17 protein-coding genes are annotated in these 18,485 nt (G+C 73.6%); 16 read left to right on the top strand and 1 reads right to left on the bottom strand.

All coding sequences use genetic code 11. The annotated features are described in order from the left end of the window. Positions 1 to 47: 47 nt before the first annotated feature. Positions 48 to 2,612: a lysylphosphatidylglycerol synthase domain-containing protein gene (locus tag ACFVX9_RS08580; protein ID WP_387981040.1), complete on the top strand. Its 2,565-nt coding sequence runs from the start codon at positions 48 to 50 to the stop codon at positions 2,610 to 2,612. A 37-nt stretch (positions 2,613 to 2,649) separates the two neighbouring features. Here the strand turns inward: ACFVX9_RS08580 and ACFVX9_RS08575 are convergent, their stop codons facing one another. Continuing rightward, positions 2,650 to 2,847 (bottom strand): hypothetical protein, encoded by a 198-nt coding sequence (locus tag ACFVX9_RS08575; RefSeq protein ID WP_063348742.1) that lies wholly within the window; start codon positions 2,845 to 2,847, stop codon positions 2,650 to 2,652. 240 nt (positions 2,848 to 3,087) lie between these two features. Here ACFVX9_RS08575 and ACFVX9_RS08570 point away from each other — a divergent pair, with 240 nt between their 5' ends. From ACFVX9_RS08570 to ACFVX9_RS08500, 15 genes are all read left to right on the top strand, one after another. After that, a complete protein-coding gene (locus ACFVX9_RS08570; RefSeq protein ID WP_380335744.1) occupies positions 3,088 to 3,732 on the top strand; it encodes a class I SAM-dependent methyltransferase in 645 nt (214 codons plus the stop codon). Further along, positions 3,729 to 4,307, top strand: coding sequence for a TrmH family RNA methyltransferase (locus tag ACFVX9_RS08565; protein ID WP_350878299.1), 579 nt, complete (start codon positions 3,729 to 3,731; stop codon positions 4,305 to 4,307). Before ACFVX9_RS08570 ends, ACFVX9_RS08565 begins: the two co-directional genes overlap by 4 nt. A 107-nt stretch (positions 4,308 to 4,414) precedes the next feature. Next, a complete protein-coding gene (locus tag ACFVX9_RS08560; RefSeq protein WP_380487418.1) occupies positions 4,415 to 5,317 on the top strand; it encodes an ABC transporter ATP-binding protein in 903 nt (300 codons plus the stop codon). Beyond that, positions 5,314 to 6,894, top strand: a complete 1,581-nt coding sequence (locus ACFVX9_RS08555; RefSeq protein WP_380378848.1) for an ABC transporter permease — start codon at positions 5,314 to 5,316, stop codon at positions 6,892 to 6,894. The genes ACFVX9_RS08560 and ACFVX9_RS08555 overlap by 4 nt, the downstream gene beginning before the upstream one ends. Before the next feature lie 69 nt (positions 6,895 to 6,963). Then, positions 6,964 to 7,896 carry a 3-oxoacyl-[acyl-carrier-protein] synthase III C-terminal domain-containing protein gene (locus tag ACFVX9_RS08550; protein WP_063348739.1) on the top strand — a complete coding sequence of 311 codons (933 nt, stop codon included), beginning with the start codon at positions 6,964 to 6,966 and terminating at the stop codon, positions 7,894 to 7,896. A 117-nt stretch (positions 7,897 to 8,013) separates the two neighbouring features. Then, positions 8,014 to 9,426 carry an ATP-grasp domain-containing protein gene (locus ACFVX9_RS08545; RefSeq protein ID WP_063348738.1) on the top strand — a complete coding sequence of 471 codons (1,413 nt, stop codon included), beginning with the start codon at positions 8,014 to 8,016 and terminating at the stop codon, positions 9,424 to 9,426. A 2-nt stretch (positions 9,427 to 9,428) separates the two neighbouring features. Further along, complete coding sequence (locus ACFVX9_RS08540; protein WP_063348737.1) at positions 9,429 to 10,715, top strand: type III PLP-dependent enzyme; 1,287 nt, start codon at positions 9,429 to 9,431, stop codon at positions 10,713 to 10,715. A 47-nt stretch (positions 10,716 to 10,762) separates the two neighbouring features. After that, positions 10,763 to 11,035 (top strand): acyl carrier protein, encoded by a 273-nt coding sequence (locus ACFVX9_RS08535; protein WP_063348736.1) that lies wholly within the window; start codon positions 10,763 to 10,765, stop codon positions 11,033 to 11,035. Positions 11,036 to 11,037: 2 nt separating this feature from the next. Further along, positions 11,038 to 11,928, top strand: a complete 891-nt coding sequence (locus tag ACFVX9_RS08530; RefSeq protein WP_380427785.1) for a hypothetical protein — start codon at positions 11,038 to 11,040, stop codon at positions 11,926 to 11,928. Further along, a complete protein-coding gene (locus tag ACFVX9_RS08525; RefSeq protein WP_380335734.1) occupies positions 11,925 to 12,656 on the top strand; it encodes a hypothetical protein in 732 nt (243 codons plus the stop codon). Before ACFVX9_RS08530 ends, ACFVX9_RS08525 begins: the two co-directional genes overlap by 4 nt. Next, complete coding sequence (locus ACFVX9_RS08520) at positions 12,653 to 13,813, top strand: acyl-CoA dehydrogenase family protein (RefSeq protein WP_380378840.1); 1,161 nt, start codon at positions 12,653 to 12,655, stop codon at positions 13,811 to 13,813. The genes ACFVX9_RS08525 and ACFVX9_RS08520 overlap by 4 nt, the downstream gene beginning before the upstream one ends. A gap of 179 nt (positions 13,814 to 13,992) precedes the next feature. Continuing rightward, positions 13,993 to 14,592 (top strand): 4'-phosphopantetheinyl transferase superfamily protein, encoded by a 600-nt coding sequence (locus tag ACFVX9_RS08515; protein ID WP_371518148.1) that lies wholly within the window; start codon positions 13,993 to 13,995, stop codon positions 14,590 to 14,592. 154 nt (positions 14,593 to 14,746) lie between these two features. Next, positions 14,747 to 16,972, top strand: coding sequence for an MMPL family transporter (locus ACFVX9_RS08510; protein WP_380487430.1), 2,226 nt, complete (start codon positions 14,747 to 14,749; stop codon positions 16,970 to 16,972). Between the two features lie 258 nt (positions 16,973 to 17,230). Then, on the top strand, positions 17,231 to 17,521 hold the full coding sequence (locus ACFVX9_RS08505) for a helix-turn-helix transcriptional regulator (protein ID WP_107453059.1): 291 nt from the start codon (positions 17,231 to 17,233) through the stop codon (positions 17,519 to 17,521). 136 nt (positions 17,522 to 17,657) lie between these two features. Then, entirely contained in the window at positions 17,658 to 18,416 is a 759-nt protein-coding gene (locus tag ACFVX9_RS08500; protein WP_279634911.1) for an AfsR/SARP family transcriptional regulator, read from the top strand. Positions 18,417 to 18,485 lie beyond the last annotated feature (69 nt).

Genomic DNA, 18,485 nt, shown 5'->3' with positions numbered 1-18,485 from the left:
CCGGGCTCCGGCTCCACCATCAGGGGAGGCATGGGAGCATGCCACCCGTGGCGATCGTGACGGGGAGAACGAACGGCGACACCGGCGGTGGCGACACCGCCGGCACGCCCGCACCGGCGGACACCGGCATACCGGCGAGCGCCGGAGCCGGCCGGGGCCCGGCCCGGGCGGTGTCCGAACCCGGCCGGATCCGGCAGCCCGTCGCCCTGATCCGGCTGCTCACCGGGCTCATCGCCATCGCGCTCACCCTGCTGCTCGCCGACTACGCCCGGGCCACCACCGGCGGCATCGCCGCCGACGTCGCCGAAGCCGCCGAACTGGTGCCCCGGCCGCTCGCCGGCCTCGCCGGCGGCCTCACCACCGCCGCCGTGCTGCTGGTTCCCGTCGTCCTCGCCGCCCGCCGCCTCCTCGGCCCCGACCGGCGACGCGCCCTCCAGCAGGTCTCCGACGGCCTGCTCGCCGCCGTCCTCGCCTACGGCGCCACCCTGCTCCTCGACCTGTGGGCCGACGGCGTCGCCCCCGCCTCCCTGCTCGCCGCCCTCACCCAGGCCCTGCCGGGCGGCGCCCTCGGCCACACCGAGCCCGTCTACGGCTACCTCGCGCCCGTCCTCGCCTTCATGACCGCCTCCGGCAACCGCGAACACCGGGCCCCCTGGGCCGTCCTCGCCCTCTCCGGCCTCGCCGGACTCGCCGGCGGGTACGCCACCCCCACCGCCCTGCTGCTCGGCCTGCTCATCGGCTGGACCGGCGCCCACGGCACCCTCTACGCCGTCGGCACCCCCGACCCGCTGCCCAGGCCCGGCGAGATCCTCCGGGCCCTGCGCGAGAGCGGCCTGCGCCCGGCCGAGGCCCACCCCGCCGGGCCCGACCGCTACCTGGTCCGGCAAGCCGACGACCGGCCCGACCTCGACGTCCAGCTCCTCGACCGGCAAGCCGTCACCGCCGCCGCCGTCCAACGCGCCTGGCGCCGCCTGCGACTGCGCACCGCCCCCCACCCCCGGGCCCTGCGCTCCCCCCGCGCCGGCCTCGAACACGAGGCGCTCGTCACCTACGCGGCCCTCGCCGCCGGCGTCCGCACCCGCCGCATCGCCGCCACCGCCGGCCTCGGCCAGGACACCGCCCTCATCGCCTACGAACACCTCCCCGGACGCGCCCTCGACCGGCTCCCCGACGAGGAGGTCACCGACGACCTGCTGGCCGACGCCTGGCGACAGCTCGCCCGCCTCCAGCGCCGGGAGATCGCCCACCGGGCGCTCGTCCCGTCCTCCCTGCTGGTGGACGCGACCGGCGCGGTGCACCTGGTCGACTTCGCCGACGGCGACATCGCGGCCAGCGAACTCGTGCTGCGCTGCGACATCGCCCAGCTGCTCACCACCCTCGCCCTGCGGGCCGGCGCCGCCCGCTCCGTCCACACCGCCGTCACCGTCCTCGGCGCCGACACCGTCGAGGCCGCCCTCCCCCTCCTCCAGCCCATCGCCCTCGCCCGCACCACCCGCCACGCCCTCAAGCGCACCGCCCGCCCGACCGCCGCCCACCCGACCGCCGCCGCGCGCTCGGGCGGCCCGGCAGGCCCCGGGCCCGACGAGGCCGCCGGCGGCGGGGGCGGGCTGCTGGAGGAGATCCGGGCGGAGGTGCTGCGGACCAGGCCGCAGGCGGAGGTGCGGCCGGTGCGGTTGGAGCGGCTGCGGCCGCGGACCCTGCTGGCGGTGGTGGGCGGGGTGGTGGCCGGGTGGCTGCTGATCCCGCAACTGTTCGCGGCCGAGGACAACCCGATCTCGGCGGTGGCCGACGCCGATCCGGCGTGGCTGGCGCTGGCGCTGCTGGCGGCGGCGCTGAGCCACGTGACGGCGGCGATGGGGTTCGTCGGGTTCGTGCCGGAGCGGCTGGACTTCCGCAACGCGGTGCTGGCGCAGCTGGCCGGGGCGTTCGTGAAGCTGGTGTCGCCCGGGGGCGTCGGCGGGATCGCGCTGAACACCCGGCTGTTGCAGCGGGCCGGGATCCCGACCGCGCAGGCGCTGTCCAGCGTCGGGGTGGGGCAGTTGATCGGCCTGGTGCTGCACCTGCTCCAGCTGGGCGCCTTCGTCTACCTGCTGGACCTGCAACCGGGCGGTTCGGAGCTGGACGCGCTGCCCGCCGTGGTGGGCGGGCTGGCGGGGGCGGCGGCGCTGCTGGCGGTGGTCTCGGCGGTGCCGCCGGCCCGGCGCTGGCTGGCGGCCCGGCTGCGGCCGCTGACCACCGAGGTGCTGCCGCGGCTGCTGGACCTGCTGCGCAGCCCGGCCCGCCTGGCGGTGGGGCTGACCGGGCAACTGCTGGTGTCGATCTGCCTGATCGGCTGCCTGTACTGCTGCACCCGGGCGATCGGCCGGGAGCCGTCCTTCGCCTCGGTGGCGGTGGTGTTCCTGGTGGGCAACGCGGCGGGCAACGTGGCGCCGACCCCGGGCGGGGCCGGCGCGGTGGACGGGGCGCTGATCGCGCTGCTGCAGCAGACCGCGTCGATGGAGAAGGGCGGCGCGCTGGCGGCGGTGGCGATGTACCGCCTGCTGACGCTGATCCTGCCGGTGCTGCCGGGCTGGGCGGCGATGACCTGGCTGCAGCGCCGCCGGGCGCTGTAGCGCACCGGACGGCGCCCCGGACCGGGCCCGGCGGCGGCTACTCGCGGTACTCGTCCTCGTCGAGCTGGACGACGCGGCTCTGCTCGGCGGCGTCGGCGACATCGGTGGCCGGGTCGGCTCCGACGGCCCGGCGTTCGGCCACCTCGTCGTACTCGTCGCCCTCGGGTGCCTCGTCGTCGGATTCGACGGTCTCGACGGCCTCGTCGATCAGGTAGTCCTCGTGATTCTGCGGCATGGCGTCCGTCCTCACTGTTCGGAGGCGCTGTCCGGAGGCTCCCACGGGCGCGGGGGCGGTACTGGCAGTATCCGTCGCCGGGCGGCCGGGCGCGATCGCGCCGGGGCGGCCCCGCGGCACCCGGGCCGCCGGCCGGCACGGAACGCGCCGCAGGCCACCGGGGGTACGATCGGTGCCGTACCAAGGGCTTACCCACACCCACCCGGTGGCCCCGAGGCCCTTACGAACGACGGGGAAATCATGTCCGGCTCGCACTACTTCACCGGTGCACCCGAGGTCGCCAGCGAGCGCCGGCCGATCACGGTCTCCCTGCCGGACCTCACCCTCGAACTGACCACCGACACCGGAGTGTTCTCGCGCGGCCGGCTCGACCCGGGCACCCGGATCCTGCTGGAGCACGCCCCGCAACCGCGGGTGCGCGGCCCGATCCTGGACGTCGGCTGCGGCTACGGCCCGATCGCGCTGACCTGGGCGAGCCGGCGCAGGCGGCTGCCGGTCTGGGCGGTGGACGTGAACGAGCGCGCGCTGGAACTGGTGCGGCTGAACGCCGAGGCACTGCGGCTGGGCAACGTCCAGGCCGCGCTGCCCGAGGACGTCCCGCAGGACGTGCGGTTCGCCACCATCTACTCCAACCCGCCGATCCGGATCGGCAAGGCCGAGCTGCGCCGGCTGCTCACGCACTGGCTCGGCCGGCTGACCCCGGACGGCTCGGCGTTCCTGGTGGTGCAGAAGCACCTGGGCTCGGACTCGCTGCAGAAGTGGCTGAACGAGCAGGGCTACCCGACCACCCGGGTCGCGTCGGTCAACGGGTTCCGGATTCTGGAAGCACGACCCCGCCCGGAGCCGGGCGAGGGTACGGAGAGTGGACGGGGAACGTCGTCGTGAAGCAGTTGCGCGGGACCGAACTGAAGCGACTGCACCGCTCGTGGCGGCGCAGCAACGAGTTCCGGCTCGCGATGATCCTGGAGAACCTGCAGTCGCCGTTCAACGTCGGCTCGGTGGTCCGGACCGGGGCCGCGATGGGCGCCGAGAAGCTGTACCTGGCCGGGGAGACCCCGTCGGTGCGCTCCTCGGGCGCGCAGAAGGCCGCGATGGGCACCGACAAGTACCTGAAGGTGGAGCACTTCCCGACGATCGCGGAGGCGGTCGCGGCGGCGAAGGCGGACGGCTTCAAGGTGGTCGGCCTGGAGCTGGCGGACGAGGCGGTGCCGATGTTCGCCGCCGAACTGACCCCGGCGGTGGCCTTCGTGCTGGGGCACGAGGACCGCGGGATCACCCCCGACGCGCTGGCGCTCTGCGACCAGGTGGTGTTCGTGCCGCAGCTGGGCCGGGTCGGCTCGCTGAACGTGTCGGCGGCCGCGACGGTGGCCTGCTACGAGGCGCGCCGCCAGGGGTACGCGATCAGCGGCACCCCGGACGGCACCGACCTCGGCGACCTCGGCGGGGCCGACGACGAGTAGGACCTGATCCGATCCGGAGGGGTGTGCCGAAAGGCCCACCCCTCCGGTCGTTTCCGTCTGCCATCTCTGCCGAACGGCAGATGTGCCCGGCCGCCCGCGCCGGAAGCATGGCGGACATGACGGAACTCCGGATCCTCGACCTGACCAAGGAGTACCGCGGCGGCAAGCGCGCGGTGGACTCGTTCTCGCTGACGCTGCGGCCCGGCGTGCTCGGCCTGCTCGGTGCCAACGGCGCCGGGAAGTCCAGCCTGATGCGCATCCTGGCCACGGTCACCCGGCCCACCTCCGGGCAGGTGCTCTGGGACGGCGCGGACACCGCCCGCCGGCCCGGCCCGCTGCGCCGCACGGTCGGCTACCTGCCGCAGGACTTCGACGGCTACCCGCAGCTCACCGCCCGCGAGTTCCTCGCCTACCTGGCCGCCGCCAAGGGCCTGCGGCGGCGCCGTGCGAAGGCCCGGATCGACGAACTGCTCGACCTGGTCAACCTGTCCGGCGCGGCCGGGCAGCGGCTGGGGGCGATGTCCGGCGGGATGCGCCAGCGCGTCGGCATCGCGCAGGCGCTGCTGAACGACCCGGCACTGCTGATCGTCGACGAGCCGACCGTCGGGCTCGACCCGGAGGAGCGGCTGCGCTTCGGCGGCCTGCTGACCGGGCTCGGCGCCGAACGGATCGTCGTGCTGTCCACCCACATCGTCTCCGACGTGGCCGCCACCGCCGACCGGATCGCCGTGATGGGGCACGGCCGGCTGCTGCACCACGGCACCCCGGAGGACCTGCTGCGGGGCGCGGCGGGCTCGGTCTGGGAGCTGACCGTGGCCGCCGACCGGCTCCCGGCGCTGCGCTCGCGGTTCCTGCTGGGCGCCACCACCCGCACCCCGCAGGGCGTCCGGGTCCGGGTGCTGTCCCCGCACCCTCCCGCGCCGGAGGCCGAGCCCGTCCCGCCCCGGCTGGACGACGCGTACCTGCTGCTCACCGCCGCCCAGGCCGGGCCCGAGCGGGTGGCGGCGTGACGGCCGGCCTCTGGGCGCTCCCGCTCGCCGACTTCCGGGAGCGCCGCCGACGGCCCGGGTACCTGGCGGTGCTGCTCGGCACGCTCGCGCTCGGACTGCTGGCCGCGCCGGTCGGCGACTCCCGCTGGACGGTGTTCCAGGTCACCGACCTGCACGGCCGCTACACCAGCGGCTACGTGGGGACGGTGACTGCGCTCGGCGGCGCGGTCTGGCTGTCACTGGCCGGCTTCGGCATCGCCCGGGGGTCGATCGGGCGGGACGAGCGGAGCGGCGTGGGCAGGTTGCTCGCCGCCACCCCGCTGACCCGGATCGGCTACCTGGCGGGCAAGTTCGGCAGCAACCTGCTGCTGTTCGGCTCGATGCTGCTGGCCCTGGCCGGGACGGCCCTCGGCGTGCAGCTGGTCAAGGGCGACTCCGGGCACGTGGACGTGCTGCGGCTGCTGCTGCCGTACGTGCTGATCACGCTGCCGCTGCTGGCCGCGGTCGCCGGGTGCGCGGTGCTCTTCGACACCCTGCCCGGGCTGCGCGGCGGGCTCGGGGCACTGGTGTGGTTCGCGGTCTGGCTGGTCGCCGTGCTCGGCGCGCAGGCGGGCGGCGGGCCCGACCTGCTGGGCATGCGCCGGATCACCGCGTCGATCCGGGAGGCGATCGCGGCCGGCGGGCGGTCGGCGGACGGGGTCGAGTTCGGGGTCGGGCTCACCGCGGACAACCGGGTGCTGGGCACCTTCGACTGGCCCGGCCTCGGCCCCGGCGAGGCGGGCTCGCAGGCCGCCGGGGCGCTGCTGCTGACCGCCGTCGCGGTGGGGCTGGCGCTGCTCGGGGCACTCTGGTTCCGGCGCTTCGACGGGGAGGGGCCGCGCCCGGCCGCCGGGGCGTCCGGAGCCGTCCGGACCGACGGCCCCGCGCCCGGAGCCGGGGTCGCTCCCGGCGCGGCCGCCTTCGCCCTCGACCCGGCCCGGCCGACCCCGGCCCCGGCACGCCGGGGCGGCGCGGTGCTCGCCGCCCTCGCGGGCGAACTGCGGATCCTGGTGCAGGGCCAACGGCTGTGGTGGGCCGGGGCGGTAGCCCTCGCCGCACTCGCGGCATGGGTCGCCCCGGACGGCCCGAGCCACCCGGTGCTGCCGTTCGCGATGCTCTGGCCGGTGCTGCTGTGGTCCCGGATGGGCCACCGGGCGGGAGGCGGCAGCACCGGCGAACTGCTCGGCGCCTGCCCCTCGCCCCTGCGCCGGGGGCTGGCCGCCCTGCTCGCCGGGGTCGTCCCCGCCCTCGCCGTGGTAGCCGTGCCCGCGGCCCGGCTGCTCGCCGCCGGGCAGCCCCGGGCCGCCGCAGGCGCCCTGGCCGGGGCGCTGCTGATACCCGCCCTGGCACTGCTCTGCGGGGCCGTCACGGGCGGGCCGCGGCTGTTCCAGTCGCTCTACCCGATGCTCTGGTACGGGATGATCAGCCATGTCTCCGGGCTGGACTTCCTCGGCGTCTCCGGGGAGCGTGCCCCGGCCCCGACCGCGGTGGCCGCCGTCGCCGCCGCACTGGCCCTCGGCGCGCTCGCCCTGGGCGCGGTCCGCGAGGCCGCCCGCTGACCGCCACCGCGCGGCGGTGGTCAGCGCAGCGTCAGCTAAGCGTCAGCGCTCCAGGCGACTGTAGTTGGCATGACGTCGATCACGGCAGTCTCCAGCTGTCTTCCCGACACCATCCCGATCGCGCGCTTCCAACAGGAACTCCAGCTGACGGATGTGCAGCTCCGGCGCTACCAGCGCTTCTACGGGCTCTCCGAGGTGTGCCGCGACCCCGCGGCCACCGAGACCGAGCTGCTGCTGCGCGCCGCGACCAAGCTGGTGGAACTGCGCGGGCAGGAACAGCGCGTCAAGTACGTCCTCCAGGCCCGCACGATGCCGTCGCCGCTGCCGTACCCGATGACCTCGCTCCGACCGCTCCAGGTCGAGCTCGGCCTGGAGCACGCCGCCGGCTTCGTCGTCTCGCACCACGCCTGCGCCTCCGGGCTGCTCGCGCTGGACCTGGCGGGCACCCTGCTGGCCGCCGACCCGGACCCGAACGCGCTCGCCCTGGTCCTGGCCGGGGAGAAGGCGTGCACCACCCAGACGCAGTCCATCCCGGACGTCACCGTCATGGGCGAGGGCACCGTCGCCTTCCTGGTGAGCGCGGACCGCACCGGCTCCGACCGGATGCTCGGGTACGCAACGCGCACCCACACCCAGTTCGGCGACGAGTTCATCATGGGCGACGCCGCCGCCAAGGAGTTCCAGGACCTGTACGGGCCCGGCCTGTGCGAGGTGATCGGCGCCGCCCTGGAGGAGGCCGGCTGCGGCCTCGACGAGCTGGCGCTCGTGCTGCCGCACAACGTCAACCGGCTGTCGTGGATCGGCGTCTGCAAGACGCTCGGGCTGCCGCTCGACAAGGTCTTCCTCGACCTGGTCGGCGAGACCGGGCACTGCTTCTGCGCCGACCCCTTCATCAACCTGCAGAAGGCCACCGAGCTGGGGCGGCTGCGCCCCGGCGACCGCTACCTGATGACCAGCGTGGGGCTCGGGGCGACCTTCGCCGCGATGGTCCTGGAGCACTGACGGCCGTCCACGGGACCGGCCGTCCCCCGCAGTACCGGCGCACCAGCACCCGCACCCGCAGCACCTGCGCACCCGCCGCACCGCGCCCGAGCGCACACGAGAAATGACGAGGTCGACATGCATCTACCGTCCTCCGGCTTCAGCGCGCGCCTCAAGCGCGCCGTGACCGGGTCCGCGGACACCCCGCTGGTGTTCCTGGGCAACTTCGAGGTGGAGAACCACTGGGCGCTCGGCGAGCCCGCGCTGCCCCGGGTCGCCTCGCACGCGGGCAGTGCGGTGGTGAACCGCATGGACGAGTTCGCGCTGCTGCTCGGCGGCAAGGACGACCACGTCGTGCTGAAGACCGCCCTGGACGAGGGCTACCGCGGCTACCTGGAGGGCCTCGGCCTGGAGCTGCCCACCGTGCACGTGGTGGCCGGCCAGGACCCGCAGCGCACCGTCAGCGAGGACGCCCTCGCCGACCCCGAGCTGCTGCGCGCGCTGTCCGCCGTCGCCGCCGAGGGCGCCCGGCTGACCGCGCACGGCATCTCCACCGTCGAGGAGGAGCTGGCCGAGCGCACCGGGCTGCAGCTGGGCGCGCCGACCGCCGCGGTCTGCAAGCGGGTCAACAGCAAGGTGTACAGCCGCCGGCTCTCCGACGAGCTGGGCATCCGCCAGGCCCGCGGCTGGGCCTGCGAGACGCTGGAGGAGCTGGCCGAGGCGGTGGCCGCGGCCGGTGAACTGCTGGCGGCGGGCCGCAAGGTGGTGCTGAAGGACGCGTTCGGCGTGTCCGGCAAGGGCATCGTCGTGCTGGACTCCGAGGCCCGCCTGGGCCGGCTGCACCGGATGGCGGTCCAGCAGGCCGAGCGCGCCGCCAAGGCCGCAGGCGGGGCCCCGCGCACCGCGCTGGTGATCGAGGAGTGGGTCGCCAAGCGCTGCGACCTCAACTACCAGTTCACGGTGGGCCGGGACGGCTCCACGCACTTCGACTTCGTCAAGGAGCTGCTGACCGAGGGCGGCGTCCACAAGGGTCACCGGATCCCGGCCCGGCTGACCGACGGGCAGGTCGCCGAGATCGAGGCGACGGCGCTGCGGCTCGGCGAGCGGCTCGCCGCCGACGGCTACTACGGCGTGGTCGGCGTCGACGCGATGGTCGACCCGGACGAGGGCCTGTACCCGGTCATCGAGATCAACGCCCGCAACAACATGTCCACGTACCAGAACGTGGTGCACGAGGGCGGCCTGGCCGGGGCCGACGACGTCGCCGTCGCCCGGCACTTCCCGCTGCGGCTGACCCGCCCGCTGCCCTTCGCCGAACTGGCCGAGGTGCTGGACGGGCTGCTGCTGACCGAGCGGGGCCCGCGCCCGCGCGGCCTGTTCGTGAACAACTACGCCACGGTGAACGCCGCCGCGGGCACCGCCGCCGACACCGAAGCGGACGGCTTCGAGGGCCGGCTGTACGGCGTGCTCGTCGGTGCCTCCGACGAGGAGATCGAGGCGCTCGACACCGACATCACCCGCCGCCTCGCGGCCTACCCGGAACGGAGCTGACCGTGAGCGTCGCATTCGAGGTGCAGGGCCTCGGGATCACCGAGCTCGCCGAGGAGTTCGGCACCCCGCTCTACCTGTACGACGGCGAGGAGATCACCACCCGCTTCCAGGGGCTGCGCGAGGCGCTGCACCCGGCGCTGGAGGTCTTCTACTCGCTCAAGGCGAACCCCAACATCTCCGTCTGCGCGCTGCTGCACAGCCTGGGCTCGCGCGCCGAGGTGTCCTCGCTGACGGAGCTGGTCACCGCCCGCCGGGCCGGGGTCGAGCCGCGCGACATCATCTTCCTCGGCCCGGGCAAGAGCCGCGGCGAGGTGGCGGCCTGCCTGGACGAGGACATCCACGCGATCGTCTGCGAGTCGATCGGCGAGCTGGACCTGATCGACGAGGTGGCCCGCGAGCGCGGGATCACCGCCCGGGTCGCGCTGCGGGTCAACCCGCGCTTCTCGGTGAAGGGTTCGGGCCTGACCATGGGCGGCAAGCCGCGCCAGTTCGGCACCGACGAGGAGCTGCTGCTGGCCGAGGGCAAGGACCTCGCCGGCCGCTACCCCAACATCCGGCTGATGGGCGTCCAGGTGTATCTGGGCACCCGCATCCTGATCGAGGAGTCCGTCGTCGAGAACACCCGGCGGATCCTGGAGCTGGCCGAGCGCCTCTCCACCGAGCTGGGCTTCCCGCTGGAGACGGTCGACGTCGGCGGCGGCCTCGGCATCGCCTACTTCGACAACGAGAAGGACCTCGACGTCGCCGAGCTGACCGCCGGGCTCAACCCGCTGATCGCGGACTTCCGCGCCCGGCACCCGGAGACCCGGATGATCATGGAGCTGGGCCGCTTCCTGGTCGCCGCGTCCGGCACCTACGTCACCCGGGTGCGCTACACCAAGACCTCGATGGGCGAGAACTTCGCGGTCACCGACGGCGGCACCAACCACCACATGGCGGCCGTCGGCATCGGCTCGTACGTGAAGCGCAACTTCCCGATGGCCGCGCTGGAGCGGCTGGACGAGCCGGCCACCGAGCCCTGGCACATCACCGGCCCGCTCTGCACGCCCAACGACGTCATCGGCAAGAAGGTGCCGATGCCGGCGCTGCGGGCCGGCGAGCTGATCGGGGTGCAGCGCTCCGGCGCGTACGGGCCGACGGCCTCGCCGGTGCACTTCCTCAGCCACGGCTACCCGGCGGAGGTGCTCGTCCTGGACGGGCGGGCGCACCTGATCCGGGAGCGCGACGACGTCGAGGCCATGCTCGGCCGCCAGCGGCTGTACGCGGCCCCCGGCGACGACCAGAACTGACCACCGACCGGCCGACCCACGGCCGGGACCAGTCCGAGGAGAACACCATGAGCGATACTGCCAACACCGTGGCCGACGTGAAGTACGTCGACGCCGTCCGCAAGGGCCTGTCGGAGGTCCTCAACAAGGACGTCTCCGGCGCCGACCCGGGCGTCCGCCTCTTCGACGAGCTGGGCCTGGACTCCAGCAGCGCGCTCGAACTGCTCATCACCATCGAGGAGATCCTCGACGTGCAGTTCGACGCCGACGAGCTGGACATGACCCACTTCGAGACCGTGGGCTCGCTGGCCGGCTTCGTCGCCGCGGAAGCGAGCGCCTAAGCATGTTCCGCGCGACTGCGCCCGTACGGCGTCCGGCCCCGGCCGGCGCGGACGGCACGCCCGGCCCGGCCCCGGCGGCGGTCCTGCCGCGGCTGATCCGGGCCGGCGCCCACACCCCGCCGGGGCCTGGCGCGCCGTACCGGCCGGAGGCCGCGCGGGAGGACTTCTACCGCGAGCTCGGGGCGCTCTACGGCGCGGACTTCGACCGCGAGCAGTTCGCCGCCTCGGGGCGGCGCACCTCGGTGGAGCTGGCCCACGGCGCGCTCGACGCGCTGGGCCCGCTGACCGCCGAGGAGTGCCCCGAGGTGGTGGTGGTCGCCTACTCCGCGCCGGACTTCGACCACGCCGAGCTGGTCGCCTCCTGCGTGAAGGGGCGGCTGCCGGGCGAGCCGCTCTCCTTCGCCCTGTCCGACCAGGGCGTCCTGGCGCCGTTCAGCGCGCTGCGGGTCGCCGTGGAGTACGCCCGGCGGTGCGGCTGGTCTCGGCTGCTGCTGCTGGTCGTGGACCAGGGAACCCAGCCGTTCCCGCTGCCCGCGACGGGGCAGAGCGCCGTCCACGCGGACGCCGCGGTCGCGCTGCTGATCCACTGGGACGGCGGCGACGCGCCGCTGGGCGGCGCGGCCCAGGGCCTCCCGGAGCCGGGGCTGTTCGCCGGCTGGGACGCCTCGGCCGCGCTGGTCACCGGCTCCGGCCTGTCCGACGGCTGTGCTGAACTTCCGGCACACGGCGGTCCGTGGACCAAGGTGGCGGCCGGACAGCCCGCCACCGGCGGCTGGGCCGCCCTGCTCGCCGCCGCCGACCGGGACCGCCCGGTGGTGGTGGCCGACTACGACCGGGAACGCGGCTTCCTGGCCTACTGCACACTCGACACGGGGGAGTTGGGGGTCCGATGACGGTTCCGGCCGAGGTGCGCGAGCACTGGCAGGAGGCCCGGACGAGCGCGCGCAACGACGGCCTCGTCCCCGCACTGACCCTGCTCTCCCGCGCGCTGTCCCCCGGGGTGGCACCGCGCGGCCCGCGCGGGCACGCCGTGGTCCCGCGCGAACTCCTCGGCGAGTACGCCGAGTTCGGCGACGACGAGGACGGGGACGAGGACGGGAATGGGGGCCTGGACCCGGTGCCCGGTCTGGCCGTCCTGAGCCCCGCCGACGCCACCCGGGCGCCCGCCGGCCCCGACGCCCACGACTGGGGCACCGGCCTCGCCTGGCTGCGGCTCGGCGCGTCCGAGCGGCTGCGGGAGGCCTGCCTGGCCTACCTCGCGGGCCGCCAGGTCGAGGGTTCCTCGCTGCTGCTGCAACAGCTGGTCAAGGGCGCGCTCGCCGACGTGCTGATCGACCACCTGGAGATCGAGGGCGTCCTCGACGACCTCACCGAGGGGCCGGACGACTCTCCGCCGGCCCCCGCCCGGCCGCTGGACGGCCCGGCCCTCGCCCGCCTCCAGGCCCAGATCACCCAGGCCGACCGCGCACTGCTGCGGCTGCTCGGGGCGTACGGTTTCACCGCCGAGGGGCCGGGCCGGGCGGCGTACGCCTCCGAGCTCCTCGCCGACGTGTACTGCGGCTGGCCGGGGCCGGCCGGGGACACGGCACAGAACGTCGACTCCCGGAAGGGGAACGTGTGATCAGCCTGCCCGGCCCGCTGGAAACCACGCACCGGCACGTGCGGCGGTGGGCCGAAGACCTGCGGGCGGGCGCGCTCGACCTCGACCGGGACCCGGAGGCCGTCCACCGCTTCCTGGACCTGCCCGCCGTGCGCTTCCTGGCCGGCCACCAGGTGCCGCCGGAGTGGGACCGGGCGTCCGCCGAGGCCGGTGCCGGCCCCGCGCACGGCCTGGCGACCCTGGAACGGGTCCTGGTGAGCGAGGAACTGGCGCGCGGCGATGCCGGGATGATGCTGGGCGCGCCCGGCGCCTCGATGTGCGGGGTGCTGCTGAGCGTGCTCGGCAGCCAGGCCCAGAAGGACTGGGTGTACGGCCGGCTCGCCGAACGCCCCCGCTGGACCTGCTTCGGCCTCACCGAGCCCGACCGCGGCTCGGCCATCGGCGAGATGACCACCACGCTGACCCCGGTGGGCGACGGCTCGTACGTCCTGGACGGCGAGAAGCGCTACGTCGGCAACGCCGCCCGGGCCGACCTGGGCGCCGTGTTCGCGCGGGTCGCGGGCACCGAGCGGCTCGGTGTGCTGGCCGTCCTGGTGGACACCGCCGACCCCGGCTTCCGGGCGGAGCCGCTGCCCACCCTCGGCCTGCGCGGCGTCCAGCTGACCCGGATCACCCTCGACGGGGTGCACGTGCCGGCCGAACGGGTGCTCGGCGCCCACCTGCCGCCGACCCGGCGGGGGATGTGGAGCATCGTCTCGGTCTTCAACCAGCTCCGCCCGAGTGTGGCCGCGATCGCCCTCGGTATCGCCCGGGCCGCCCACGACTACGTCGCCGAGAACCGCCGGGAACTGCGCGGCGCGGAGCGCGAGCTGTTCGAGTCGCTCGGCCAGCGGATCGACGCGGCCCGCCGGTTGACCTACCGGGCGGCCCTCGCGGTGGACCGCAAGCCGGCCGCCGGGCACCTCTCCTCGGCGGCGAAGGCCCGCGCCTGCGAACTCGCCGAGGACGTCACGATGCGCGCGCTGGGTTTCTTCGGGCCCGGCGCCCGGCTGGACCACCCGCTCCTCGACAAACTCGCCCGGGACGCACGGGGCGTGGAGTTCATGGAGGGGACACGGAACATCCAGAAGCTGAATCTGTTCCAGGGGCTGCACACCGGAAAGGTGGGCCGGTTCTGAACGGGACAGAACAACCGGTCGGTCGGGATACGGTCGAGATCTGGCAGATTCCGCTGACCGGTGGCGAGCACCCGGACCGCCCGGACGGCGAAGCCGCCCAGGGCGCCCCGGACGGGTACCCGCCGCACCTGGAGGAACTGCTCGACGAGCAGGAGCGGGCGCGCGCCCGGAGCGGACAGTTGCCCGGGCTGCGGCGCCGCTTCGTGCTCGCGCACGCCGCCACCCGGATCGTCCTCGGCGAGCGCCTCGGCCGCCCCCCGGCCGGGCTGCGCTTCAGCCGCGGCCCGTGGGGGAAGCCGGCCGTCGAGGACGCGCCGGGCCTGCACTTCAACCTGTCCCACTCGGGCGAGATCGCCCTGCTCGCCCTGGCATCACGGCCGGTCGGCGTGGATGTCGAGCTGGCCCGCGCCGAGCTGGACACCGCCCGGCTGGCCGGTCGCTTCTTCCCCCCGGACGAACGGGAGCTGGTGGCCCGGGGCGGGCCCGACGCCTTCACCCGGCTGTGGACCAGGAAGGAGGCGTGTGTGAAGGCCTCGGGCGCCAGACTCACCCAGGGCATGGGGATCCCGGTCGCCCACGACGGACCGGAAGCCACCGTGTACGCACGCTCCGGTCCGTTGCCCGGGCCGTGGAGAGTCACCGACCTGCCGCTGCCCGAGGAATACGCGGGGTCCGTCGCACTGATCGGCGACGGGCCCTTTAACGTGTCCCGGCGGATGTGGTATCAAATTCCGCCCGGGGAATCCGGCGGCAGCCCTCTCGGGTCGGCTGTCAAGTAGAAGAAACTCCCCCTCCAATCGTCGAAGTTGTACCCGTGATCATGCGTCGAAGCGTCACTAGATTCAGTGATGCAGGCGAACGCCGCACCGCACCGGCCGGACTCACAAGTCAGGCCCGTGTCTTGATCCGGGCATTTCTTTTGAGGAGGGGAACGTGATCGTGGAAGGCAGGAACGTGATCACCAGGGCCGCTCGGTGGAGCGCCGTCCACCCCTGGTGGGCGATCGCGCTCTGGGTGGCGTTCGTCGTGGCGGCCCTCGTGGTCGGCGGCGTCACGGGCACCCGGCAGGCCACCACCTCCGACCTCGCCATCGGCCAGTCCGGCCGGGCGGCCGCGATCGCCCGCAGCGGCGGCCTCCAGGAGCGCGCGGTGGAGAACGTCCTCATCACCCCGTGGGGCGGCGGCCGGCTCGACCCCGTCCAGGCGCAGTCCGCGGCCTCGGACGCCACCCGCGACCTGAAGGCCCTCCCCGGCATCAGCTCGATCGACGCCCCGGTGCCCGCGCCGGACGGCTCGGCCCTGCTCGTCCCGGTGACCCTCGACGGCGATCCGGAGACCTCCGCCGACCGGGTGCAGCCGCTCATCGACACCGTGGCGAGGACCCACTCGTCGCACACCGAGCTGCGGATGGAACTCGTCGGCGCCGGCTCGATCAAGGCCGGGCTCAACGAGATGCTGAGCAAGGACCTCGGCAAGGCGACCGTGCTGAGCCTGCCGGTGACGCTGCTCGTGATGGTCTTCGTGTTCGGCGCGATCGTCGCCGCGAGCGTCCCGGTCGTCCTCGGCCTGTCCTCGGTGCTCGCCGGGCTGGGCCTGTGGGGGGTGGCCTCCCAACTGGTGCCCGATCCGGGGCCGGTGACGCACGTCATCGTGCTGATGGGCATGGCCATCGGGGTCGACTACTCGCTGTTCTACCTCAAGCGCCAGCGCGAGGAGCGGGCGTTGGGCGCCAACAACATCGACGCCATCGAGATCGCGGCCGCCACCTCCGGGCACTCGGTGCTGGTGTCCGGCGTGGTCGTCATGATCTCGATGGGGGCGCTCTACCTCGCAGGGCACATCGCCTTCGAGTCGATGGCCACCGGCGCGGTGCTGGTGGTCGCCATCGCGATCACCTCCTCGCTGACCGTGCTGCCGGCCATGCTGTCCCGGTTCGGCCGCTACCTGGACGCGCCGCGGGTCCCGCTGGTGTGGCGGCTCACCCAGAAGGGAGGGGTCAAGCCGCGGCTGTGGTCGACCATGCTCAAGCCCGCCCTGCGCCACCCGGTGATCGCACTGGTGGTCTCGGTCGGCGCGCTGCTCGTCCTCGCGCTGCCCGCCCTCGGCCTGAAGCTCAAGGCCACCGGGATCGACGACCTGCCCCGGTCGATCCCGGCGATGCAGGCCAACGAGCGGCTGACCCACTCCTTCCCGAGCCAGGCCGACACCCACACCGTCGCGGTGAAGGTCCCGGCCGACCGGACGGCGCAGTTGGGCACCGCGGTGGAGTCGCTGGTCGAACGCGCCTCGCAGGACGACCTCTTCGTGCACAACCCCGCGCCGGTCGTCCGCACCTCCCCCGACGGCACGGTCGCCACCATCGCGATCGGCACCCACTTCGACAGCGGCTCCCCGCAGGCCCGCGCCTCGCTGGCCCGGCTGCGCCAGGACCTCGCCCCGCAGACCCTCGGCACGGTCGCGGGCGCCGAGTTCGCGGTCGGCGGCAGCGACGTCGCGTTCGACGTCGACTACCGGGCGAACGTCATGCACAAGATGCCCTGGGTGCTCGGAGTGGCCCTGGTGCTGACCTTCCTGGTGATGACCGCCGCGTTCCGCTCGGTGGTGCTCGCGCTGATCACCGTGGTGCTCAACGTGCTGTCCGCGGCGGCCTCCTTCGGCCTGCTCGCGCTGATCTTCCAGCACACCTGGGCGGAGGACCTGCTGCACTTCGAGTCCACCGGCCGGGTGGTGGCCTGGCTGCCGCTGATGCTCTTCGTGATCCTGCTCGGCCTGTCGATGGACTACCACGTCTTCGTGGTCAGCCGGATCCGGGAGGCGGCGCGCGGCGGGCTCTCCGTCAAGGAGGCGGTCGAGCAGGGCATCACCCGCACGGCCGGCGTGGTGACCAGCGCCGCGGTGGTGATGGTCTGCGTGTTCGCCCTGCTGGCCTCGCTGAACTTCATCGAGATGAAGCAGATGGGGGTGGGCATGGCCTGCGCGGTGCTGCTCGACGCGACGGTGATCCGGATCGTCGTCCTGCCGGCCGTGGTCACCCTGCTCGGCTGGAAGACCTTCTGGCCCTCGCGGCTCGCGCGCCAGACCACGACCCGGACCCCGCGGATGCCGGCCATCGTGGCCGCCGCGGCGGCGGCCTCGGCGGCACGCACGACCCTCCCGTAACACGGGACCCGTCCAACTCGACGGCCGGGGAAGGGCTTAGCCCCTCCCCGGTCCTTTTCGTGTGCGTTTGGTGCAGGCGCCTGGCCACAACCAGTCGTGACAAGGGGTTTGACGCCGACTGTCCCGTGGTGGTTTGTTACGGGAGTTGTAGAATCGCATGCGCGTTCGTCGGCACGTGAACGACCTTCCCGGTGACGGGGGGGCGCAACTGCCGGTGGACGCGCCACGGGGAAGCAGGGGGCGGTCAGGGGGGTGGCCATGCACAGTGACGGCAGCCTCGCCTCGGCGCGCTGGCGCAACGAACTCACCCGGGTCGGGACGTTGTCCGGACGGGAACGGCAGGTCTTCGACCTGATCGGTGCCGGACACTCCAACCGCGGCATCGCCGCCCGACTGCACGTCACGGAGCGCACGGTGAAGGCGCATGTCGCCAACATCCTGGCGAAACTGGGAGTGGAGTCGCGGCTTCAGGTGGGGTTGGTGGCGCAGGTTCATCAACTCATGTACGAAGGTACATGGCCGGACGACCCAGGCGTGTCCGATACTTGACCAGCGCGAATGATACCCAGGCTTTTCCCCTTTGTCAGGCCACCCCAAACACGTCGACCACTGTTGACGGTGGCCGGGCCGAGGTCACAGGAGAAAAGCTTGTGGCTGGAGTTCACCGCTAGGGACGGGGAATTTGGTGTACATCTCCATATTAGGCCCACTATTGATCGGCGACGGTCAGCGCACCGTAGGTCTACGGGCGAAGAAGAATCGCGTGATGCTCACCATGCTGGCGCTCAACGCCGGTCAGGTGGTCGCGTTCGACGAACTGATCGACGAGCTGTGGGGGGAAGCGCCGCTCAAGAACGCGCGCAACGCCTTGCAGGCCAATGTCAAACGCATGCGCAAATCGTTGGCGGAACTTGGTCTGGAGGGGCCGGACCAGGAACTCATCCGCACGGTTGACAACGGTTACATGCTCAACGTCTCGGAGGACGCGGTCGACGCGTACCGGTTCCTGCGGACGGCGGAGAAAGGCGCGGGGCTGGTCAGCGACCGGCCGTACGAAGCGATGGACACGCTCCGCAAGTCGCTCGGGATGTGGCGCGGACCGGCCCTGCTCGACACGAGCGACGGGCCCTGGTGCCGTGCCGTAGCGCTGCGTCTGGACGAGCAGCGCAAGACCGCGCGGGAGGACCTGATCTCGGCCCAGCTGCAAGCGGGCGAGGCGGGGACGGTGGTGGCCGAGCTGAAGCAGTTGCTCGCCCAGTACCCGGAACGCGAGCGGTTCAGCGAGCAGTTGATGATCGCCCTCTACCGGTGCGGCCGGCAGTCGGAGGCCGTCGACATCTTCCACCGCACCCGGAAGTGGCTCGACGACGAGTTGGGGCTCAAGCCGAGTCGTCGTCTCCACCACCTCTACCAGGCGATCCTGATGCAGGATCCCTCGCTGTAAGTCCCGTCGGGGCGAGGGCAGTTCGCCCCGGCACGCCGGCGGCTCCCCGGCTGGGGAGCCGCCGACGGC

It is taken from the genome of Kitasatospora sp. NPDC058243 (genome assembly GCF_042882025.1).
Lineage (GTDB): Bacteria > Actinomycetota > Actinomycetes > Streptomycetales > Streptomycetaceae > Kitasatospora.
Note: the sequence above shows the minus strand (reverse complement) of the source record. Positions and strands in the feature narration are given on the sequence as shown.